Annotated in this window: 18 protein-coding genes and 1 pseudogene; 10 read left to right on the top strand and 9 right to left on the bottom strand. The window is 71.3% G+C overall.

Translation table 11 applies throughout. The features are described 5' to 3' along the window. The first annotated feature begins 13 nt into the window (after positions 1–13). The 3 genes from hmgA to EYQ95_RS20845 all read left to right on the top strand — a co-directional run bounded on the left by hmgA (position 14) and on the right by EYQ95_RS20845 (position 3,003). On the top strand, positions 14–1,324 hold the full coding sequence (hmgA, locus tag EYQ95_RS20855) for a homogentisate 1,2-dioxygenase (RefSeq protein WP_132330123.1): 1,311 nt from the start codon (positions 14–16) through the stop codon (positions 1,322–1,324). 65 nt (positions 1,325–1,389) lie between these two features. After that, positions 1,390–2,037, top strand: a complete 648-nt coding sequence (locus tag EYQ95_RS20850) for a lectin (RefSeq protein ID WP_132330121.1) — start codon at positions 1,390–1,392, stop codon at positions 2,035–2,037. Positions 2,038–2,046: 9 nt separating this feature from the next. Then, positions 2,047–3,003: a sodium:calcium antiporter gene (locus EYQ95_RS20845; RefSeq protein WP_132330119.1), complete on the top strand. Its 957-nt coding sequence runs from the start codon at positions 2,047–2,049 to the stop codon at positions 3,001–3,003. On the opposite strand, the gene EYQ95_RS20840 is transcribed toward EYQ95_RS20845, so the two are convergent. Genes EYQ95_RS20840 through EYQ95_RS20815 form a run of 6 tightly spaced genes read right to left on the bottom strand, consistent with a single transcriptional unit; the run spans position 3,000 to position 8,781 of the window. Continuing rightward, positions 3,000–3,374 carry a Na+/H+ antiporter subunit G gene (locus tag EYQ95_RS20840; protein ID WP_132330117.1) on the bottom strand — a complete coding sequence of 125 codons (375 nt, stop codon included), beginning with the start codon at positions 3,372–3,374 and terminating at the stop codon, positions 3,000–3,002. The two genes, EYQ95_RS20845 and EYQ95_RS20840, sit on opposite strands and share 4 nt — an antisense overlap. 2 nt (positions 3,375–3,376) lie before the next feature. Next, positions 3,377–3,646 (bottom strand): K+/H+ antiporter subunit F, encoded by a 270-nt coding sequence (locus tag EYQ95_RS20835; RefSeq protein WP_132330115.1) that lies wholly within the window; start codon positions 3,644–3,646, stop codon positions 3,377–3,379. After that, on the bottom strand, positions 3,643–4,128 hold the full coding sequence (locus tag EYQ95_RS20830) for a Na+/H+ antiporter subunit E (protein ID WP_132330112.1): 486 nt from the start codon (positions 4,126–4,128) through the stop codon (positions 3,643–3,645). Before EYQ95_RS20830 ends, EYQ95_RS20835 begins: the two co-directional genes overlap by 4 nt. Continuing rightward, positions 4,125–5,648 carry a monovalent cation/H+ antiporter subunit D gene (locus EYQ95_RS20825; protein WP_132330110.1) on the bottom strand — a complete coding sequence of 508 codons (1,524 nt, stop codon included), beginning with the start codon at positions 5,646–5,648 and terminating at the stop codon, positions 4,125–4,127. Before EYQ95_RS20825 ends, EYQ95_RS20830 begins: the two co-directional genes overlap by 4 nt. After that, on the bottom strand, positions 5,645–5,998 hold the full coding sequence (locus tag EYQ95_RS20820) for a Na+/H+ antiporter subunit C (RefSeq protein WP_165924810.1): 354 nt from the start codon (positions 5,996–5,998) through the stop codon (positions 5,645–5,647). The genes EYQ95_RS20825 and EYQ95_RS20820 overlap by 4 nt, the downstream gene beginning before the upstream one ends. Continuing rightward, on the bottom strand, positions 5,998–8,781 hold the full coding sequence (locus tag EYQ95_RS20815) for a monovalent cation/H+ antiporter subunit A (protein WP_132330106.1): 2,784 nt from the start codon (positions 8,779–8,781) through the stop codon (positions 5,998–6,000). The genes EYQ95_RS20820 and EYQ95_RS20815 overlap by 1 nt, the downstream gene beginning before the upstream one ends. 83 nt (positions 8,782–8,864) lie before the next feature. Here EYQ95_RS20815 and EYQ95_RS20810 point away from each other — a divergent pair, with 83 nt between their 5' ends. Continuing rightward, positions 8,865–9,755 carry an NAD(P)-dependent oxidoreductase gene (locus tag EYQ95_RS20810; RefSeq protein ID WP_132330141.1) on the top strand — a complete coding sequence of 297 codons (891 nt, stop codon included), beginning with the start codon at positions 8,865–8,867 and terminating at the stop codon, positions 9,753–9,755. Between the two features lies 1 nt (position 9,756). Here EYQ95_RS20810 and EYQ95_RS20805 read toward each other — a convergent pair whose 3' ends face one another. The 3 genes from EYQ95_RS20805 to EYQ95_RS20795 form a co-directional block, all read right to left on the bottom strand. Next, on the bottom strand, positions 9,757–10,668 hold the full coding sequence (locus EYQ95_RS20805) for a DMT family transporter (RefSeq protein WP_132330104.1): 912 nt from the start codon (positions 10,666–10,668) through the stop codon (positions 9,757–9,759). Next, positions 10,668–11,144: a DUF962 domain-containing protein gene (locus tag EYQ95_RS20800; RefSeq protein WP_132330102.1), complete on the bottom strand. Its 477-nt coding sequence runs from the start codon at positions 11,142–11,144 to the stop codon at positions 10,668–10,670. The genes EYQ95_RS20805 and EYQ95_RS20800 overlap by 1 nt, the downstream gene beginning before the upstream one ends. Before the next feature lie 93 nt (positions 11,145–11,237). Next, positions 11,238–12,179, bottom strand: coding sequence for a phosphoribosylaminoimidazolesuccinocarboxamide synthase (locus EYQ95_RS20795; protein WP_132330100.1), 942 nt, complete (start codon positions 12,177–12,179; stop codon positions 11,238–11,240). A gap of 116 nt (positions 12,180–12,295) precedes the next feature. Between EYQ95_RS20795 and EYQ95_RS20790 the strand changes: the two genes are divergently transcribed. The 6 genes and pseudogenes from EYQ95_RS20790 to EYQ95_RS20765 all read left to right on the top strand — a co-directional run bounded on the left by EYQ95_RS20790 (position 12,296) and on the right by EYQ95_RS20765 (position 17,595). Continuing rightward, positions 12,296–12,634 (top strand): DnaJ family molecular chaperone, encoded by a 339-nt coding sequence (locus EYQ95_RS20790; RefSeq protein WP_132330098.1) that lies wholly within the window; start codon positions 12,296–12,298, stop codon positions 12,632–12,634. Between the two features lie 42 nt (positions 12,635–12,676). Further along, on the top strand, positions 12,677–13,348 hold the full coding sequence (gene rpe, locus EYQ95_RS20785; protein ID WP_132330096.1) for a ribulose-phosphate 3-epimerase: 672 nt from the start codon (positions 12,677–12,679) through the stop codon (positions 13,346–13,348). Between the two features lie 201 nt (positions 13,349–13,549). Continuing rightward, positions 13,550–14,473: pseudogene (gene yegS, locus EYQ95_RS20780) on the top strand (lipid kinase YegS); the annotation flags it as partial. A 185-nt stretch (positions 14,474–14,658) separates the two neighbouring features. After that, positions 14,659–16,140, top strand: a complete 1,482-nt coding sequence (gene trpE / locus EYQ95_RS20775) for an anthranilate synthase component I (RefSeq protein ID WP_132330092.1) — start codon at positions 14,659–14,661, stop codon at positions 16,138–16,140. A gap of 73 nt (positions 16,141–16,213) precedes the next feature. Further along, on the top strand, positions 16,214–17,008 hold the full coding sequence (locus EYQ95_RS20770; RefSeq protein WP_132330090.1) for an SIMPL domain-containing protein: 795 nt from the start codon (positions 16,214–16,216) through the stop codon (positions 17,006–17,008). A 5-nt stretch (positions 17,009–17,013) separates the two neighbouring features. Further along, the gene (locus EYQ95_RS20765) at positions 17,014–17,595 is read left to right on the top strand and encodes an aminodeoxychorismate/anthranilate synthase component II (protein WP_132330088.1); all 582 of its coding nucleotides are present in this window, start codon (positions 17,014–17,016) and stop codon (positions 17,593–17,595) included. The last annotated feature ends 14 nt before the right edge of the window (positions 17,596–17,609 follow it).

Below are 17,609 nucleotides of genomic sequence, written 5' to 3'. Positions count from 1 at the left end.
ATCGGGACATCCCATGACGATCGAATCCACCGGCTACCAGTCCGGCTTCGGCAACGAGTTCGCAACCGAGGCGCGCGCGGGCACGCTGCCCGTCGGCCGCAATTCGCCGCAGCGCGTGGCGCATGGCCTGTATGCCGAGCAGATCTCCGGCACCGCCTTCACCGCGCCACGCCACCAGAACCGCCGCAGCTGGTTCTACCGCATCCGCCCGGCCGCCATGCACGGCCCGTTCGCCCGCTTCGAGGGCCGCGCGGCGGGCACCTTCCACAATGATTTCGACACCGGCCCGGTCAGCCCCGACCAGATGCGATGGAGCCCGCTGCCGATGCCGCCCGAGGGCGAGCGCGTCGACTTCCTCGACGGGCTGTTCACCATGGCGGGCAACGGCGGCGCGTCGGCCGGTGCCGGCATCGGCGTGCACCTGTATGCCGCGAACGCGGACATGCAGGGCCGCTGGTTCTACGATGCCGACGGCGAGCTGCTGATCGTGCCGCAGCAGGGCCGCCTGCACATCGAGACCGAATGCGGCGTGCTCGACGTCGAGCCGCAGGAGATCGCCGTGATTCCGCGCGGCATCCGCTTCGCGGTCAAGCTGCCCGATGGCCAGGCGCGCGGCTACGTCTGCGAGAACTTCGGCGCGCACCTGCGCCTGCCCGACCTCGGCCCCATCGGCTCGAACGGCCTGGCCAATCCGCGTGATTTCCTCACGCCCAACGCCGCCTTCGAGGACGTGGAGGGCGACTTCGAACTCGTCGCCAAGTTCCAGGGGCACCTGTGGCGTGCCGGCATCGGCCATTCGCCGATCGACGTCGTGGCCTGGCACGGCAACCACGCGCCGTACAAGTACGACCTGCGCCGCTTCAACACGATCGGCTCGATCTCGTTCGACCATCCCGATCCGTCCATCTTCCTCGTGCTCACCAGCCCGTCGGACACGCCGGGCGTGGGCAACATGGACTTCGTGATCTTCGGCCCGCGCATCCTTGCGATGCAGGACACCCTCCGTCCGCCGTGGTTCCACCGCAACGTCGCCAGCGAGTTCATGGGCCTGGTGCATGGCGCCTACGATGCCAAGGCCGAGGGCTTCGCGCCGGGCGGCGCCTCGCTGCACAACTGCATGACCGGGCACGGGCCGGACGCGGCCACGTTCGAGAAGGCGTCCAATGCCGACCTCTCCAGGCCGGACGTGATCACCGACACCATGGCCTTCATGTTCGAGGCCCGCGCGGTAATCAGGCCCACGCGCCAGGCCATCGACGCCGCGCACCGCCAGCGCGACTACCAGGCCTGCTGGACAGGGCTGAAGAAGCACTTCACGGCCTGACGCTTCGCGACGGGTTCACGGCGGGCGGCTAGGCTGCGGCACCACTGCCGCTGCCGGAACGATCGATGAAGCCTGCCGTCCTGCTGGTCCCGCTGCTCGCGCTCGGCGCCTGTACCCGGGCGCCTGCACCGCAGCCGGAGGCGGGTGTCGCGGATGCGGCCGGCGCCGCGACGGGCGGCGCGGCCGGGACCGCGCCCGGCAATGCGACCGCCCCGCGCGCGCCCGCGCCGCAGGTGGCGCCTGCGCCCACGCTCGCCGTCGAGCCGGGCGCACCCGCGCGCGCGGACGGCTACGGCGACCTGCGCTTCGGCATGACCGCCGACGAGGCACGCAAGGCCTGGCAGGGCGCGCTCAAGGGCGATGCCATCGAACCCGACAACTGCGGCTACCTGACGCCGCAGGCCGATGCCGACTTCCGCGTCGGCTTCATGTTCGAGCAGGGCGTGCTCGTGCGCTACGACGTCGCCACCGCGGACCTGGCCGCACCCGGCGGAGGGCGCGTCGGGCAGAGGCGCGCCGATATCGAGCGCCTCTACCCCGGCCGCGTCGAGGCGCGCCCGCACGAGTACGTGCCCGGCGGCCACTACCTGCGCGTCACCGACCCGGCGATCGCCGACGGCGCGCTCGTGTTCGAGGCCGACGAAGCCGGGCGCGTCACGCGCTGGCGCGTGGGCCGCGTGCCGCAGGTCGATTACGTCGAAGGCTGCGCCTGAGGAGGCGACATGGCATCTGCACTGGGCTGGTTCCTGCTGGGCCTGCTGCTGCTCGCACTGGGCGGCGATTCCATCGTCAAGGGCGCGTCGGGCCTGGCGCATCGCCTGCGCTGGTCACCCTTCGTGGTGGGCCTCGTGCTGATCGCGCTGGCCACCTCCATTCCCGAGCTCGCGGTGAACTACCGCGCGGTGTTCGCGGGCCAGTCCGATCTGGCGCTGGGCAACGCCGTGGGCAGCAACATCGCCAATGTCGGGCTGACGCTGGCCGCTGCCGCGATGGTGGCGCCGCTGCTGCTGCGCTGGCGCGTGCTGGCGCCGCTGCTGCTGATGCTGGTGGCGGCGACGGTCGCGGTGATCCTGCTCGCGCTCGACGGCCGCCTCTCGGCGCTGGAGGGCGGGCTGCTGGCCGCGGCGTTCGTGGCCGTGCTGCTCCTCGCGCTGCGGCGCGCAGGCAGCGACGACGCCGGAGTGCGCGCGGAGATCGAAGGCTTCACGCGGACCACCGACGGGCTGGGCCGCAACCTGCTGCGACTGGCCGTCGCCGTCGCGCTGATCGGTGCGGGCGCCTGGCTGGTGGTGCGCGACGCTCCGCGGCTGGGCGAGGCGCTGGGGCTCACGCCGCTCATGACCGGCCTGCTTCCCGTCGCCATCGGCACCGCGCTGCCAGAACTCGCCGGCGCCATCGCCGCGGCGCGCCGCGGGCAGGGCGACCTCGTCGCCGGGCACGTGCTGGGGTCGAGCCTGGTCAACCTGCTGCTGGTCCTGGGCGGCATGGCGCTGATCGGCGGCGGGCTGGCGGTTCCGGCGTCGTTCGTGCGTTACGAACTGCCCGCCGCGCTCGTGCTCGCACTGATGCTGCTGCCGATCCTGCGTGGCGACATGCGCGTGAGCCGTGGCGAAGGCGCCGTGCTGCTGGCCGCGTTCAGCGCGTGGATCGTCTTCGAGCTCAGCTTGCTCGCCGGCTAGGGGCTGCGCTCTGCCGTTCCCGGCGCGGGGGCAGGCGTGACCGAGGCATCGCGGGCGGCAGGTACCGGCGGTCGCTGCTCCGGCGCAAGGCGCAGGGCGGCCCGTGAAACCAGGTGCGCGCTGATCGGCGCGGTGATGAAGAGGAACACGGTCACGAGGAGTTCGCGGAAGCCGAAACCCTCGCCGCGAAGGGCGTGGTCCGCGATCGAGGCGATCAGGATGCAACCTACGCCCAGCGTGGTGGCTTTGGTCGGGCCGTGCAGGCGGCGGAAGAACTCCGACAGCTTCACCAGGCCCAGCGAGCCGACGAATACGAAGAACGTTCCCACCGCGATCAGCGCGACCACGAACAGTTCGACGGCCAATGCCATGTTCACCTCACGATGTCCCGGCCGAGCACGTACCGGCTCAAGACCACGGTGCCGACGAAGCCGAGCATCGCGATGATCAGTGCGGCCTCGAAGAAGATCGCCGATCCCAGGTGCATGCCGAACAGCATCAGCGCCGCGATCGTGTTCACGTAGAGCGTGTCGAGGGCGAGGATGCGGTCGGGCAGCGACGGCCCCCGCAGCAGGCGCCACAGGCTCAACAGCATCGCGATGCCGACCACGTGCAGGGCGATGACGACGGCGGTCGCAATCATCCGAATATCTCCAGCAGCGGGCGTTCGTAGCGCTCCTTGATCGACGACAGCAGCGCCTCCGCGTCCCGCAGGTTGAAGCAATGGATCAGCAGGTGTCGCCGGTCGTCGCTGAGCTCGGCCGAGACCGTCCCCGGCGTGAGCGTGATGATGCTGGCCAGGGCGGTGATGCCGTGGATGCTGCGGACGTCCAGCGGGAGCCAGACGAACGTGGGCGTGAGCGCGCGTTCGGGCCCGAGGATGCGCCGGGCGACCTCGACGTTGGACAGCACGATGTCCCAGAGAACGCGCCGCACCAGCAGGAGGATGGCCCGCCTGCGGCCGATGCGCGTGCGCTCGGGCTCGAGCAGGCCGGCCAGCCACGGCAGGACGATCGCGAGGACCGTCCCCAGCACCATCTGTCCGAGCCCCATGTCGGCGACCAGGAGCAGCCAGAGCAGCAGCACGGCCACGCTCAGTGCGGGCGAGGGCAGCCACCGCCTCACGGCGACGGCTCCCGCAGTGCCGGGCGCGCCGCGTGAGAGGCCCGGATGTAGTCGTCCGGCCGCAGCAGCTGCTCGGCAGCCGCCTGCGCATAGGCGGCCACCGGTTGGCCCGCCACCACCAGCCCGATGCTCGCGACGAGCAGCACGACGGTGCCACCGAGCTGCAGGCGGTCCGGCGCCGCGGGATGCGGCGTGGTCGCGGGCCAGGGCGCGGCGCGCCAGAACACCTGGCTCGCGGTGCGTGCCAGCGCGACGAGCGCGACCAGGCTCGTGGCCAGGATCGCGCCCCAGACCCAGCCGCGAAGCGCGCCGGGTGTGGCGGCGAGGATCATCAACTTGCCCACGAAGCCCGACAACGGCGGCAGCCCCACCACCGAAACCGCGGCCACGCCGAACAGCAGCCCCAGCAGCCCCGCATGGCGCAGCGGTGCCGCCACGTCCAGCATCTCCCCTTCGGCCCGCTGCTGGCGCACGAGGTCCATGACCAGGAACAGCGCCGCGGCGATGAACGTGCTGTGGACCAGGTAGAACAGGCCCGCGCCGACGGACTCCGGGGTAGCCAGCGCGAACGCGATGAACAGCGTGGCGGCCGAGTTCACCACCAGGTAGGCGACCTGCATGCGCAGCGTCGATGCGGCCAGCGCGCCCAGCGTGGCCAGCACCAGCGTGGCCAGGCCCGCCGGGAGCAGCCAGTCCCAGGCCCAGCCCGCCAGCGCGCCGGTGCCGAACACCAGCGTGTAGACGCGAAGCACGGCGTACACGCCCACCTTCGTCATGATCGCGAACAGCGCAGCGATGGAGGCGGGCGCACGTGCGTAGGTACCGGGAAGCCACAGGTACAGGGGGAGCAGCGCCGCCTTGCCGCAGAACACGACAAGCAGCACCCCCGAGGCCGCGCGCACCAGCGGCACGCGCGCGGCATCCAGCTCGGAGACGCGCAGCGCCATCTCTGCCATGTTGAGCGTGCCGAGCAGCCCGTAGAGCAGGCCCAACGCGACGAGGAACAGTGTCGAGGCCGTGACGTTGAACACCACGTAGTGCAGGCCCGCGCGCATCCGCGGCCCGCGTCCGCCCGAGAGCAGCAGGCCGTACGACGTGATCAGCATCACCTCGAAGAACACGAAGAGGTTGAAGAGGTCGCCGGTGAGGAATGCGCCGTTGAGACCTGCGAGCTGCAGCTGGAACAGCGCGTGGAAGTGCAGGGCGCGGCGGTCCCACCCGCCCATGGCATGAAGCAGGCAGCCGCTGGCGAGGAGTGCGGTGGCCAGCACCATCAGCGCACCCAGCCGATCGGCGACGAGCGCGATGCCCAGGCGCGCCGGCCAGTCGCCCACCAGGTACACGTCGATCGCTCCGTTGCCGGCACGATGCACGAGTGCCGCCGCGATCCACAGGAGCATGGCCATGCCGAGCACGCCCACAAGGCGCGAGGCCGCCAGGCCACGACGCTCGGCCATCAGCGCGGCCGCGCCCATCACCAGCGGCACGACGATCGCGAGCAGGGGCAGGTGCGCGCTCATGCCTGCTCCCTGCCGGGCATCGGCGCGTCCACATGGTCGCTGCCGTTGTCGCCACGGCTGCGCATCGCGATCACGATCGTTACCGCAGTCATGGCGAACGCGATGACGATCGCGGTCAGCACCAGTGCCTGCGGGAGCGGGTCGGCGTAGGCGCCCAGCGACGCGGCCGCGCCCTCGCGCAGCACCGGTGGCTGGCCCACGCGCAGGCGGCCCGCGGAAAAGATGAGCAGGTTCGTGGCGTAGGACAGCAGGGTAAGCCCGAGGATCACGTCGAAGCTGCGCGACCGCAGCAGCAGGTAGACCCCCCCTGCGACGAGGAGGCCGATCACGCTTGCGAGGGCGAGCTCCATCATCGGCTGCGCTCCACCGGCCTCTTCGCCCGCGGGGGCTTCACCGTACCCATCATCGAAAGCATCAGCATGGCCCCGCCGAACACGACCAGATAGACCCCGAAATCGAAGGCCGCAGCGCTCGCCAGCGGCACGGCGCCGACAAGCGGGACATGCGGTTCGGCGTGCCCGCTGGTGAGGAAGGAATAACCCCCCACCATTGGCGCGATGCCGGTGGCCAGCGCGATCAGCAGGCCCAGTCCGATGCAGCGTGCGTAGTCGAAACCGAGCCTGGACTCCACGTACTGCGAGCCCAGCAGCACGTACTGCAGAACCAGCGGGATCGCCAGCACGAGGCCTGCGATGAAGCCGCCGCCGGGTGCGTTGTGGCCGCGCAGGAACAGGTACACCGAGACGGCGATCGCCAGCGGGAAGAGCAGGTGGACCAGGTGCGACGGCATCGGCAGCCGCTCGGGCGGCGCCGCGGGGGCCGCGTCGGGGTGCAGGCGCGCGCGCCGCAGCAGCGCGTGCACCACCAGGCCGGCGACGCCGAACACCGTGATCTCGCCGAGCGTGTCGAAGCCGCGGAAGTCGACGAGTATCACGTTGACTACGTTGCGTCCGTAGCCTTCGGGCACCGAACGCGCGAGCAGCTCGCCGGCGACGGTGTCCTGCGGCAGAGTCATCACGCCATAGGCCAACGCCGCGACGCCCAGGCCTGCGACGCCGGCGAGCAGCCCGTCGCGCAGGCGGCGAAGGTTGCCATCGGTGCGCACCGACTCCTGTGGGAGGTAGTTGAGCGCGAGCAGCATCAGCACGATGGTCACCATCTCGACCAGCAACTGCGTGAGCGCGAGGTCCGGCGCCGAGAGGAACACGAAGCACAGGCTGACGCCCAGGCCCACCGCGCCCACCACCACCAGGGCCACGATCCGGCGGCGGTGCAGGGCCACGCTCGCCAGCGTGCCGGCCACGAGGAGGCTCCACAGCACCCAGCCGATCGCCGGCATCGGCTGGCCATCCGCTTCGGCCAGGGTCCCGAGGATCGGGACCGCGGCAGGCGCCAGCGCCACGCCCAGCAGCGTGACCCAGACCCACCAGAGCGAGCGCTGCAGGCTGCCATCGGTTAGCCTGAAGGTGAGGCGGCGCGCGAACGCCAACAGCAGCAGGGCCTGCGCGCGGAACACCGCGCGTCCGCGCGCCTGCCGCACCATGGCATGCAGGTCGAACAGGCGACGCAGGCCGAAATACAGGAGGGCGCCGCCGACCACGCCGCCCAGGCTCATCAGCAGGGGCATGTTCACGCCGTGCCAGAGCGCCAGGCTATAGCGCGGCGCCGCGTCGCCGAGCACGCCATGCACGGCCGCGTCGAGCACGGGCGCAATGGTGAAGGCAGGGGCGACGCCCACTGCCAGGCAGAGCACGACGAGCACCTCGACCGGGATCTTCATGAAGCGCGGCGGTTCGTGGATGACGCCGTCCACGCGCGGCTCGCTGCGCGTCAGGAAGGTGTCGTGCACGAAACGCAGGCTGTAGGCCACGCCGAACACGCCGGCCATGAAGGCGGCAAGTGTCATGGCGAACCGCATGCCATCCGACCCGCCCACGTCGATCGCCTCCGCGAAGAACATCTCCTTGGACAGGAACCCGTTGAGCAGGGGGATGCCGGCCATTGCCAGGGTCGCCACGATCGCCAGCGCACTGGTCCACGGCAGGTGCCGGCGCAGGTTGCCCAGCAGGCGCATGTCGCGGGTGCCGGTCTCGTGGTCGATGATGCCCGCCGCCATGAACAGCGAAGCCTTGAACGTGGCGTGGTTGAGAATGTGGAAAAGGCCCGCCACGACCGCCAGCGGCGTCGACAGGCCGAACAGCAGCGTGATCAGCCCCAGGTGGGAGATCGTCGAGTAAGCGAGCAGGCCCTTCAGGTCGTGCTGGAAGATGGCGAACCAGGCGCCGACGAGCATGGTCGTGGCGCCGATCGCGCTCACCGCGTAGAAGAACGCATCGGTGCCCGACAGCACCGGGTGCAGGCGCGCCAGCAGGAACACGCCGGCCTTCACCATGGTGGCCGAGTGCAGGTAGGCGGAGACTGGCGTCGGCGCGGCCATCGCGTGCGGCAGCCAGAAGTGGAACGGGAACTGCGCGCTCTTGGTGAAGATCGCCAGGAGCACGAGGCCGAGGATCGCCGGATAGCTCGGCGCCGCGCGGATCGCATCCCCCGCGGCCAGCACCGCGTCGAGCTCGAAACTGCCGACCACCTCGCCTATCAGCAGCACGCCGCCGAGCAGCGCAAGCCCGCCCGCACCCGTGATCGTCAGTGCCATGCGCGCGCCCTCGCGCGCCTCGCGCTGGTGTCCCCAGAAGCCGATCAGCAGGAACGAGCTGATCGATGTGAGCTCCCAGAAGACCGCGAGCAGCAGCAGGTTGCCGGCCACCACCATGCCGAGCATCGCACCCATGAACAGCAGCAGGTAGGCGTAGAACTTCGGGACGTCCTCGCGCTCGCCGAGGTAGTAGCGCGCGTACATCACGACCAGGCCACCGATGGCCAACACCATGAGTGCGAACATCCAGGCCAGGCCGTCCAGCCGCAGGCTCAGGTCCAGCCCGACCTGCGGAATCCACGCCATCGACATCGACGGCACCTGCCGCGCCAGCACGTCCGGGGTAAGCAACGCGAGCAGGCCGAGCCCGCCGAGCGGCCCGGCGCCGGCGAGCCATGCGGCGGCTCCACGCCCGAGGCGGCGGCCTGCCAGAAGACAGGCTGCGACGAGGAAAGGCAGGGCGACGAGAAGGACGAGCATCGCGCTCCGGTAGCGGCCGCGATGCGCGGCGTTTCGGACGGACTCGGGATTCTAGTCCACAGTGGCGACGCATCCGGGTGAGAATGCATGAGGCGATGCCGGGGGTCGACGTGCGCAAGGCGCTGGTGGTGGGCGGAACCGGGCAGATCGGACGCGCCGTGCTCGGCAGGCTGCGGCAGGCGGGCTGGGACGTGGTCGCGCTGTCGCGCGATCCGCAGCCGGACGAGCCGGGCCTGACCTGGCTGCGCGGTGGACTGGGCGAGAGCGAACCTCTTCCCCAGCGCGTGGAGGCCGTGGTCAGCTGCGGCCCGCTCGATGCGTTCGCGCGCTGGCATGCGCAGTCGCCGATCGAGGCCGCGCGCATCGTGGCCTTCAGCTCCACCAGCGTGCGCGTGAAGCAGAACTCGCCCGACGAGGCCGAACGCGACGTCGCCCAGCGCCTGCAGCATGCCGAGGACGTGCTGATGGCCACGTCCTCCGCGCGCGGCGCGCCGGCCACCTTGCTGCGTCCCACGCTGGTCTACGGCGCCGCGCGCGATGCCACGCTCAGCCGCATCGCGCAGCTGGCGCATCGCGTGCGCGTCGTCCCGCTGCCGCGGCGCGCCACCGGGCTGCGCCAGCCCGTGCACGTGGATGACCTGGCCGACGCGGCCCTCGCCTGCCTCGCGCATCCGGCCACGGCCGGGCGCGGCTACGACCTGCCCGGCGGCGAGGCGCTGCCCTACCGCGAGATGGTGCGGCGCGTACTGCAGGCGCTGGAGCCGCCGGCGCGCTTGCTGGAGCTGCCGGCGCCGCTGTTCGACCTGGTCGTGCGCATGGCGCAGGCGCGTGGCATGGCCGCGGGCTTCGGCGATGCCGCGCTCGACCGCATGCGCCGCGACCTCGTGTTCGACGACGCGCCGGCGCGGGCCGACTTCGGCTACGCGCCGCGCCCGTTCCGCCCGACCGCGCGCATGTTCCCGCCGCGCGGCTGAGTCAGATCTCCACCGGGTCGCGCGGCGCGGCGGTGCGCGTCTTGGCCAGCGCGCGCAGGGCGATCATCAGCACGCCGCCCAGCACCATCGCGCCACCCACCAGCAGGCGCGGGCCGGGGCGGTCGCCCCAGAACCACACGCCCAGGCCGACGGCCAGCACCGGCGCGACCAGCAGCCAGGGCGTGACCTGCGCCACCGGATGGCGCTGCACCAGCACGTAGAACAGCCCGTGCCCCAGCAGCGACGAGACGAACGCCGCATACGCCGCGCCCATCCAGCCCACCCAGCTCACCTCGCCCAGCCGCAGCATCGCGCCGGGCTCGACGACCGCGCTCACCGCCAGCAGCGGCAGCACGCTCACCAGCGCCATCCAGCCCTGCTGGCTGAAGACGTCGAGCCCGCGCAGCGGCTTCATCAGCACGGTGCCCAGCGCGAGGAACGCCGCGGAAACCAGCATCGTCACCAGCGAGCCGGGATGGTCGAGCACCAAGGGGTCGAAGCCCATCACCAGCACGCCGCCGAAGCTCACCGCGATGGCCAGCCCGGTGCGCCAGCCGAAATGCTCGCCCAGCACGAACCAGCCCAGGATCGCCGTCATCGGCACGTAGCTCTGCATCGCGATGGCGGGCGAGGAGAGGTCGCCGGCGAGCTTGAGCGCGGTGAAGCTCAGGCCGAAGTGCACCACGCCCACGCTCAGGCAGACGGCGAGCAGGCGCGGCCACTGCCCGGCCGCCGGGCGCCTGAGGAACGGCAGCAGCACCACGCCCAGCAGCGCGAAGCGCAGCGCGGTGAACAGGAAGGGCGGGATTTCGCGCAGGGCCAGCGCGGAGGTCAGGAAGTTGCCGGCCCAGGCCAGGCAGATCAGGCCGACGAGCACCAGGTCGCGGCCGCTCAGGCCCGGGGCGCGCGCCATCAGTACGCCAGCCCGAGGCGGCGGTAGAGCTTGGCCAGCACCCAGGCCGGGCCGATCAGCAGGTAGGTGAGGTCGGTCAGGAAGCTGGGCTTGCGGCCCTCGATCTTGTGGCCGACGAACTGCCCGATCCAGGCCACCACGAAGACCGCCAGCGCCAGCCACGCGAGGTCGCGCGGGCCCAGCGCGTCGTACAGCAGGCGCGTGATCAGGCCCAGCACGAAGAAGGCGATGGCCATGCCCACGCCCAGCCGCCGCGACTGCCGCAGGTAGAACAGCGCCGCGGCCACCATGGCCAGGCCGGCCCAGACGCCCGGGCGGAACAGGGCGGCGGGCGAGGGGATGCACCACAGCAGCGCGATCACGCTCCACAGGATGGCCGGCACGCAGACGACGTGGATGCGCTGGTTGGTGGCATCGCGGTGGTCGCCGCTGTAGCTGTCGAACCAGCGGTCGATGGGTCGGGCGGGAACGTTCATGGCGGCAGCCTCGGGTCGACGCTGCGCGCATGATGACGCAGCGCCGCCGCCGCGGTGTCGACGTGCATGGGCCGCCGTGTGCCGGCGGCCGGGTCAGTCGATCGAGATGCCCGCCAGCCGCTGCAGCGCCTCGGCGTACTTCGCGCGCGTCTTCGCGATCACCTCGGGCGGCAGCGACGGCCCCGGCGGCGTCTTGTCCCAGCCGACGGCTTCGAGGTAGTCGCGCACGAACTGCTTGTCGTAGCTGGGCGGGCTGGTGCCGACCTCGTAGGAATCGGCCGGCCAGTAGCGCGACGAGTCCGGCGTCAGCATCTCGTCCATCACGTACAGGCGGCCGTCGGCATCGGTGCCGAACTCGAACTTGGTGTCGGCCAGCAGGATGCCGCGCTGCGCCGCAAAGTCCGCGGCGAAAGCGTACAGGCGCAGGGTCGCGTCGCGCACCGCCTCGGCGAGTTCCGCGCCGCACAGGCGCACGGCGGCGTCGAAGTCGATGTTCTCGTCGTGCTCGCCCACGGCGGCCTTGGTCGACGGGGTGAAGATGGGCTCGGCCAGCTTTTCGGCCTGGCGCAGGCCGTCGGGCAGGGCGATGCCGGAGACGCGGCCGGTGCGCTGGTAGTCCTTCCAGCCGCTGCCGATCAGGTAGCCGCGCGCGATGCACTCGATGGGCACCGGCTTCAGGCGCCGGGTGACCACGGCGCGCTTTTCGTACAGCGAGGCGTCCACGCCCTCGGGCAGCACACTGGCCACGTCGATGCCGGTGAGGTGGTTGGGCACCAGGTGCGCGGTCTTGCCGAACCAGAAGTTGGAGATCTGGCAGAGCATCTCGCCCTTGCCCGGGATCGGATCGGGCAGCACCACGTCGAACGCGCTGAGGCGGTCGGTGGCGACGATCAGCAGATGGTCGCCACGCGCGGCCGCGTCGGCCGGCAGGCGGTCGGCCGGCACGTCGAAGACGTCGCGCACCTTGCCGCGGTGGCGCAGGTGCAGGCCGGGGAGGTCGGAAGTCAGCAGCGAACGCGACGTCGGCTGGGACACGCAGGTTCCTGGATGGCGGCGGCCGCCGCGCCCGCGGCGGGCCGGGCAGTGTACGCCGGCCGCGGCCGCGCTGCAGGTAGACTGCCCGGTGGGTGCAGGAGGAGGCAGGGCGAGCGATGACCCGGTGGTACGGCAAGCTGCTGGGCTTCCTGGCGGGCGCGGCGATCTTCCGCGCCAATCCGCCGCTGGGCGCGCTGATCGGGCTGCTCGTCGGCCATGCCTTCGACCGCGACTGGTTCCGCCTGCGCCGCGACGATCCCTGGCGCATCCTGGGCATCACCGAGGACGCGACCGAGGCCGAGGTCGACCAGGCCTACCGCCGGCTGATGTCGCAGTACCACCCCGACAAGTTCGCCACCGCCGCGCCCGAGCTGCGCCGCAGGGCCGAGAGCCGCGCCCGCGAGATCAATGGCGCCTACGACCGCATCCGCACCCTGCGCGCCCGCCGCGGCTGAGCCTCGGCGACAATGGGCGCCCCGCACGCTCCGGTCGCCGCCATGCAGCCCACCGTCATCGCCCCGTCCATCCTTTCGGCCAACTTCGCCCGGCTCGGCGAGGAGGTCGACGCCGTGCTCGCGGCCGGCGCCGACTGGGTGCATTTCGACGTGATGGACAACCACTACGTGCCCAACCTCACCATCGGCCCGATGGTCTGCGAGGCGCTGCGCAGGCATGGCGTGACCGCGCCCATCGACGTGCACCTGATGGTCGAGCCGGTGGACCGCATCGTTCCCGACTTCGCCAAGGCCGGCGCGTCGATGATCACCTTCCATCCCGAGGCCAGCCGCCACGTGCACCGCACGGTGCAGCTGATCCGCTCGCATGGCTGCCAGGCCGGCATCGTGCTCAACCCGGCCACCCCGGTGGACGTGCTGGACTGGGTGCTCGAGGACATCGACATGGTGCTGCTGATGAGCGTGAACCCGGGCTTCGGCGGGCAGGCGTTCATCCCGTCGGCGCTGGAGAAACTGCGCCGCGTGCGCTCGATGATCGACGCCAGCGGCCGTGCCGTGCGGCTGGAGATCGACGGCGGCGTGAAGGCCGACAACATCGGCGAGATCGCCGCGGCCGGCGCCGACACGTTCGTAGCCGGCTCGGCCATCTTCAACGCGCCGGACTACGCGGACGTCATCGGCCGCATGAAGGCCGCGGTGGCGGCGGCGCGCTGAAGGCAAAAGAAAACCGGCGCCTTCCGGCACCGGTGGGGGAATGGTGGAGGCGTCCTGCCTCGTCGATCGTCCCTGCGATGGCCTTCCATGCTCCGTGTGCGCCATGACACCGCGATGACCGCGCGGCGACCGGCGCATGACAGCTTCACCCGCATGCGACCGGCGCCGCCCTAGCCTGCCGCTTCCCGACGAGGAGCGACGGTGGCGCGTTCCAGGCACTGGCGGCTGATCGTGAACGGCAAGTCGGCCGATGCGCCCGGCCTGCGCGAGGCCGTGCTCGCGCGTCGCGGCGCCGGGCGGCGCTTCGACGTGCGCGTGACCTGGGAGCGCGGCGATGCGGCCCGCTACGTCGACGAGGCCATCGCCGACCACGTCGACGTGCTGATCGCCGGCGGTGGCGACGGCACGCTGGGCGAGGTCGCCGGCGCGCTGGCCGCGCGCCGCGACGACGCATCGCCCCGCCCGCTGCTGGCCTCCCTGCCGCTGGGCACCGCCAACGATTTCGCGAGTGCCGCCGGCATCCCGCCCGAGCTCGACGACGCGCTCGCCCTGCTCGTGCACGGCCGCGCCCACGAGGTCGACATCCTGCGCGCACGCATCGGCGGGCGCTCGCATTGGTGCATGAACCTCGCCAGCGGCGGCTTCGGCACCGATGCCACGGTCGAGGCGCACGAATTCCTCAAGCGCGTGCTCGGCGGGTTCTCCTACGTGGTCAGGGGCCTGGCGCGCCTGCATGCCATCGAGTCGCAGCCGATCGAGCTGCAGGGGCCGGGCTTCCGCTGGGCCGGGCCGATGATCGTGCTGGGCATCGGCAATGCGCGGCAGGCCGGGGGCGGGCAGGCCCTCTGCCCCGAGGCCCTGATCGACGACGGCCTGCTCGACGTCACCATCATCCCGGAGCTCGACGAGGGCATGGGCCGCACCGTCGCCACGGTGATCCGCGAAGGCAAGCGCGCCACGCTGGAGCGCGTGGCCGAACAGGCGCGCGTGCCCTGGGTGGAGGTGCGCAGCCCCGCGCCGATCCGGCTCAACCTCGACGGCGAACCCGTGGCCGCCGCGCGCCTGCGCATCGAATGCGTGCCGCGCGCACTGCGCATGCTGCTGCCGCGCGACTGCCCGCTGCTCTCGCCGCGCTCATCCCCGCCGCGCGGGATGCACATGCCCGACCCGCATCGCATGGCCGGCACGGAGCCGCTATAGTCCGCCCATGGATTTCCGGGCGCACGTGCATTCCCACAGGGCCGACGCGGGTTGGCGATGGTGGCCGACGGCCGCCGCCGCCCGTGTCCACATCGCCCAGGAAATGCCCCGTGACATCGTTCGAGACGTTCCAGCAGCAGGCCGCTGAAGGCCATACCCGCATCCCCGTCGTCCGCGAGGTCCTCTCCGACCTCGACACGCCGCTCTCGGTCTACCTGAAGCTGGCGGACGGGCCGCATACCTACCTGTTCGAATCGGTCGAGGGCGGCGAGCGTTTCGGGCGCTACTCGATCATCGGCCTGCCGGCGCGGCGCGTGTACGCCTTCGCCGGCCACACGCTGTTCGTCACCGAGGACGGCGAGCTGGTCGGATCGCGCGAGGTCGAAGACCCCTTCGCCGAAGTCGAGCGCCTGCGCACCGCGCATTCGGTGCCCAAGCTCGAGGGCCTGCCCGGCTTCACGGGGGGGCTGGTGGGCTGGTTCGGTTTCGAATGCATCGACTTCATCGAGCCGCGCCTGGCCGCCTCCGGCCGCGGCAAGCCCGATGAGCTCGGCACGCCCGACATCCTGCTGATGCTCAGCGAGGAAGTCGCGGTGTTCGACAACCTCAAGGGCCGGTTGTACCTCATCGTGCACGCCGACCCGCGCGAGGAGCGTGCGTTCGCGAAGGCCAACCGGCGCCTGGACGAGCTGGTGCACCGCCTGCGCCAGGGTGGGCCGGGGTATCCGGAAACGCTGCAGTCGGCCGCGCTCGACGAGTCGGACTTCGTCTCCGGCTTCACGCAGGAAGGCTTCATCGCCGCGGTCGAGAAGTCGAAGGACTACATCCGCGCCGGCGACATCTTCCAGGTGGTGCTGAGCCAGCGCCTGTCGGTGCCTTTCAGGGCGCGCCCGGTCGACGTCTACCGCGCGCTGCGTGCGCTCAATCCATCGCCCTACATGTACTTCCTCGACGTGGGCGACATGCAGGTGGTCGGCAGCTCGCCCGAGATCCTGGTGCGCCTGGAGGACGGCGAAGTCACCGTGCGCCCGATCGCCGGCACGCGCCCGCGCGGTGCGACCCCGGCCGAGGACGACGCACTGGAGGCCGAGCTGCTGGCCGACCCCAAGGAGCGCGCCGAGCACCTGATGCTGATCGACCTCGGCCGCAACGACGTGGGCCGCGTGAGCGAGCCGGGCACGGTGGAGGTGGGCGAGCAGTTCGTGATCGAGCGCTACAGCCACGTGATGCACATCGTCAGCGAGGTGACGGGAAGGCTGAAGGCCGGCCTGTCCTACGCCGACGTGCTGCGCGCGACCTTCCCCGCCGGCACCGTGAGCGGCGCGCCGAAGATCCGCGCGCTGGAGGTCATCCGCGAACTCGAGCCGATCCGCCGCAACGTGTATGCCGGCAGCATCGGCTACATCGGCTGGCACGGCGATGCCGACACCGCCATCGCGATCCGCACCGCCGTCATCCAGGACGGGCGCCTCTACGTGCAGGCCGGCGCCGGCATCGTCTACGACTCCGACCCGGAGAAGGAATGGGAGGAGACGATGAACAAGGGCCGCGCGCTGTTCCGCGCGGTGGCGCAGGCGGCGAAGGGGCTGTGATGGACCCCGTTCCCTGCCGTCGGGCGTTGGAGGCAGTGCATCGCCCGATGCGCCACGTATTCAAGGAGATCCCATGATCCGTCGCCTCGCCCTCGTCCTCCTCCTGCTCGCGTTCGCCGGCACCGCGCTCGCCCAGGTCAACGCGCTGCCGCCCACGCGGCACATTCTCGTCTATGGCGACGCGCAGGCTCGCGCGATACCCGACCGCTTCAGGATCACGGTCAACTTCTCGGCGCTGGACATGGACCCCGGCGCCGCGCGCCGTCGCGTGGAGCAATCGCTCGCCGACGTGGTGGCGCGCCTTCGCAAGGCGGGCGTGGCGGACGGCGGCATTGTCGCCACTGCGTTGTCCATCGAGCCGGAGCAGCGCTACGAGGAGGTGGGCCGCCGTCACGTCTTCGCCGGCACGCGCGTGCGCCGCTCGCTGACCGCGCGCTTCGATCGCAAGGCGGCGCTGGAGAGCTTCCTCGACGGCCTGCAGACCTCCCAGGAGCTGTCAGTGTCGGACATCGAGACCGAGCTGGCCGCCGAGCCCGCGCTGCGCGAGGCGCTGCGCACGAAGTCCATCGAATCGTCGCGGCGCAAGGCCGAGACGATGGCGAAGGCCTATGGCGCGCGCCTGGGCGCGTTGTACAGCGTCTCGGACGTCGCGCCACAGTTCGAGTACGGCATCCGCGAGGGTGACTGGCCCGCGCTCTACGAATGGATCCCGAGCGCCGAGGGAGGTGGTCTCGACCGCGTGACCGTCACCGGCTCGCGCATCGGCCCCGGCCATGCCGGCGGCGGGGTGCGCGGCGGCAGCTCGATCGAAGCCGGCTACGTCACCTACAACGACCGCATCTACGCCGTCTTCCTGCTCGCGGACTAGCCACCATGCTGTTGATGATCGACAACTACGACAGCTTCACCTGGAACCTCGTCCAGTACCTGCAGGCGCTGGGCGCGGAGGTGAAGGTGGTGCGCAACGACGAGCTGTCGGTGGCGCAGATCGAGGCGCTCGCGCCCGAGCGGATCGTGATCTCGCCCGGCCCGTGCACCCCGAACGAGGCCGGCGTCTCGCTCGACGTCATCCGCGAGCTCGGCCCGCGCACGCCGATCCTCGGCGTCTGCCTGGGCCACCAGGGCATCGGGCAGGCTTATGGCGGCGACGTGGTGCGCGCGAAGACGATCATGCACGGCAAGACCTCGCGCATCCGCCACGAGGGACGCGGCGTGTTCGCGGGCCTTCCGGACGGCTACGAGGCCACGCGCTACCACTCGCTCGTGGTGGCGCGCGACACGCTGCCCGAGTCCCTCGAGATCACCGCCTGGACCGAGGACGACGCCGGCGGCTTCGACGAGATCATGGGCCTGCGCCACCGCGAGCATCCCGTCGAAGGCGTGCAGTTCCACCCCGAGTCCATCCTCACCCAGCACGGCCATGCACTGCTGAGGAATTTCCTCGAAAGGTCGTGAGGAGTGACGTGATG

It is taken from the genome of Lysobacter sp. N42 (assembly GCF_004344885.1).
This window is presented reverse-complemented; position numbering and strand designations above follow the sequence as displayed.

What these genes read in the sequence shown, in the direction of transcription:
- EYQ95_RS20790 (WP_132330098.1), top strand. Translation starts at nt 12,296, where the DNA reads ATGACCCGGTGGTACGGCAAGCTGCTGGGCTTCCTGGCGGGCGCGGCG.
- EYQ95_RS20765 (WP_132330088.1), top strand. Translation starts at nt 17,014, where the DNA reads ATGCTGTTGATGATCGACAACTACGACAGCTTCACCTGGAACCTCGTC.
- EYQ95_RS20810 (WP_132330141.1), top strand. Translation starts at nt 8,865, where the DNA reads ATGCATGAGGCGATGCCGGGGGTCGACGTGCGCAAGGCGCTGGTGGTG.
- EYQ95_RS20850 (WP_132330121.1), top strand. Translation starts at nt 1,390, where the DNA reads ATGAAGCCTGCCGTCCTGCTGGTCCCGCTGCTCGCGCTCGGCGCCTGT.
- EYQ95_RS20840 (WP_132330117.1), bottom strand. Translation starts at nt 3,374, where the DNA reads ATGGCATTGGCCGTCGAACTGTTCGTGGTCGCGCTGATCGCGGTGGGA.
- EYQ95_RS20800 (WP_132330102.1), bottom strand. Translation starts at nt 11,144, where the DNA reads ATGAACGTTCCCGCCCGACCCATCGACCGCTGGTTCGACAGCTACAGC.
- EYQ95_RS20820 (WP_165924810.1), bottom strand. Translation starts at nt 5,998, where the DNA reads ATGGAGCTCGCCCTCGCAAGCGTGATCGGCCTCCTCGTCGCAGGGGGG.
- EYQ95_RS20845 (WP_132330119.1), top strand. Translation starts at nt 2,047, where the DNA reads ATGGCATCTGCACTGGGCTGGTTCCTGCTGGGCCTGCTGCTGCTCGCA.
- EYQ95_RS20770 (WP_132330090.1), top strand. Translation starts at nt 16,214, where the DNA reads ATGATCCGTCGCCTCGCCCTCGTCCTCCTCCTGCTCGCGTTCGCCGGC.
- EYQ95_RS20835 (WP_132330115.1), bottom strand. Translation starts at nt 3,646, where the DNA reads ATGATTGCGACCGCCGTCGTCATCGCCCTGCACGTGGTCGGCATCGCG.
- hmgA (WP_132330123.1), top strand. Translation starts at nt 14, where the DNA reads ATGACGATCGAATCCACCGGCTACCAGTCCGGCTTCGGCAACGAGTTC.
- rpe (WP_132330096.1), top strand. Translation starts at nt 12,677, where the DNA reads ATGCAGCCCACCGTCATCGCCCCGTCCATCCTTTCGGCCAACTTCGCC.
- EYQ95_RS20825 (WP_132330110.1), bottom strand. Translation starts at nt 5,648, where the DNA reads ATGAGCGCGCACCTGCCCCTGCTCGCGATCGTCGTGCCGCTGGTGATG.
- EYQ95_RS20815 (WP_132330106.1), bottom strand. Translation starts at nt 8,781, where the DNA reads ATGCTCGTCCTTCTCGTCGCCCTGCCTTTCCTCGTCGCAGCCTGTCTT.
- EYQ95_RS20805 (WP_132330104.1), bottom strand. Translation starts at nt 10,668, where the DNA reads ATGGCGCGCGCCCCGGGCCTGAGCGGCCGCGACCTGGTGCTCGTCGGC.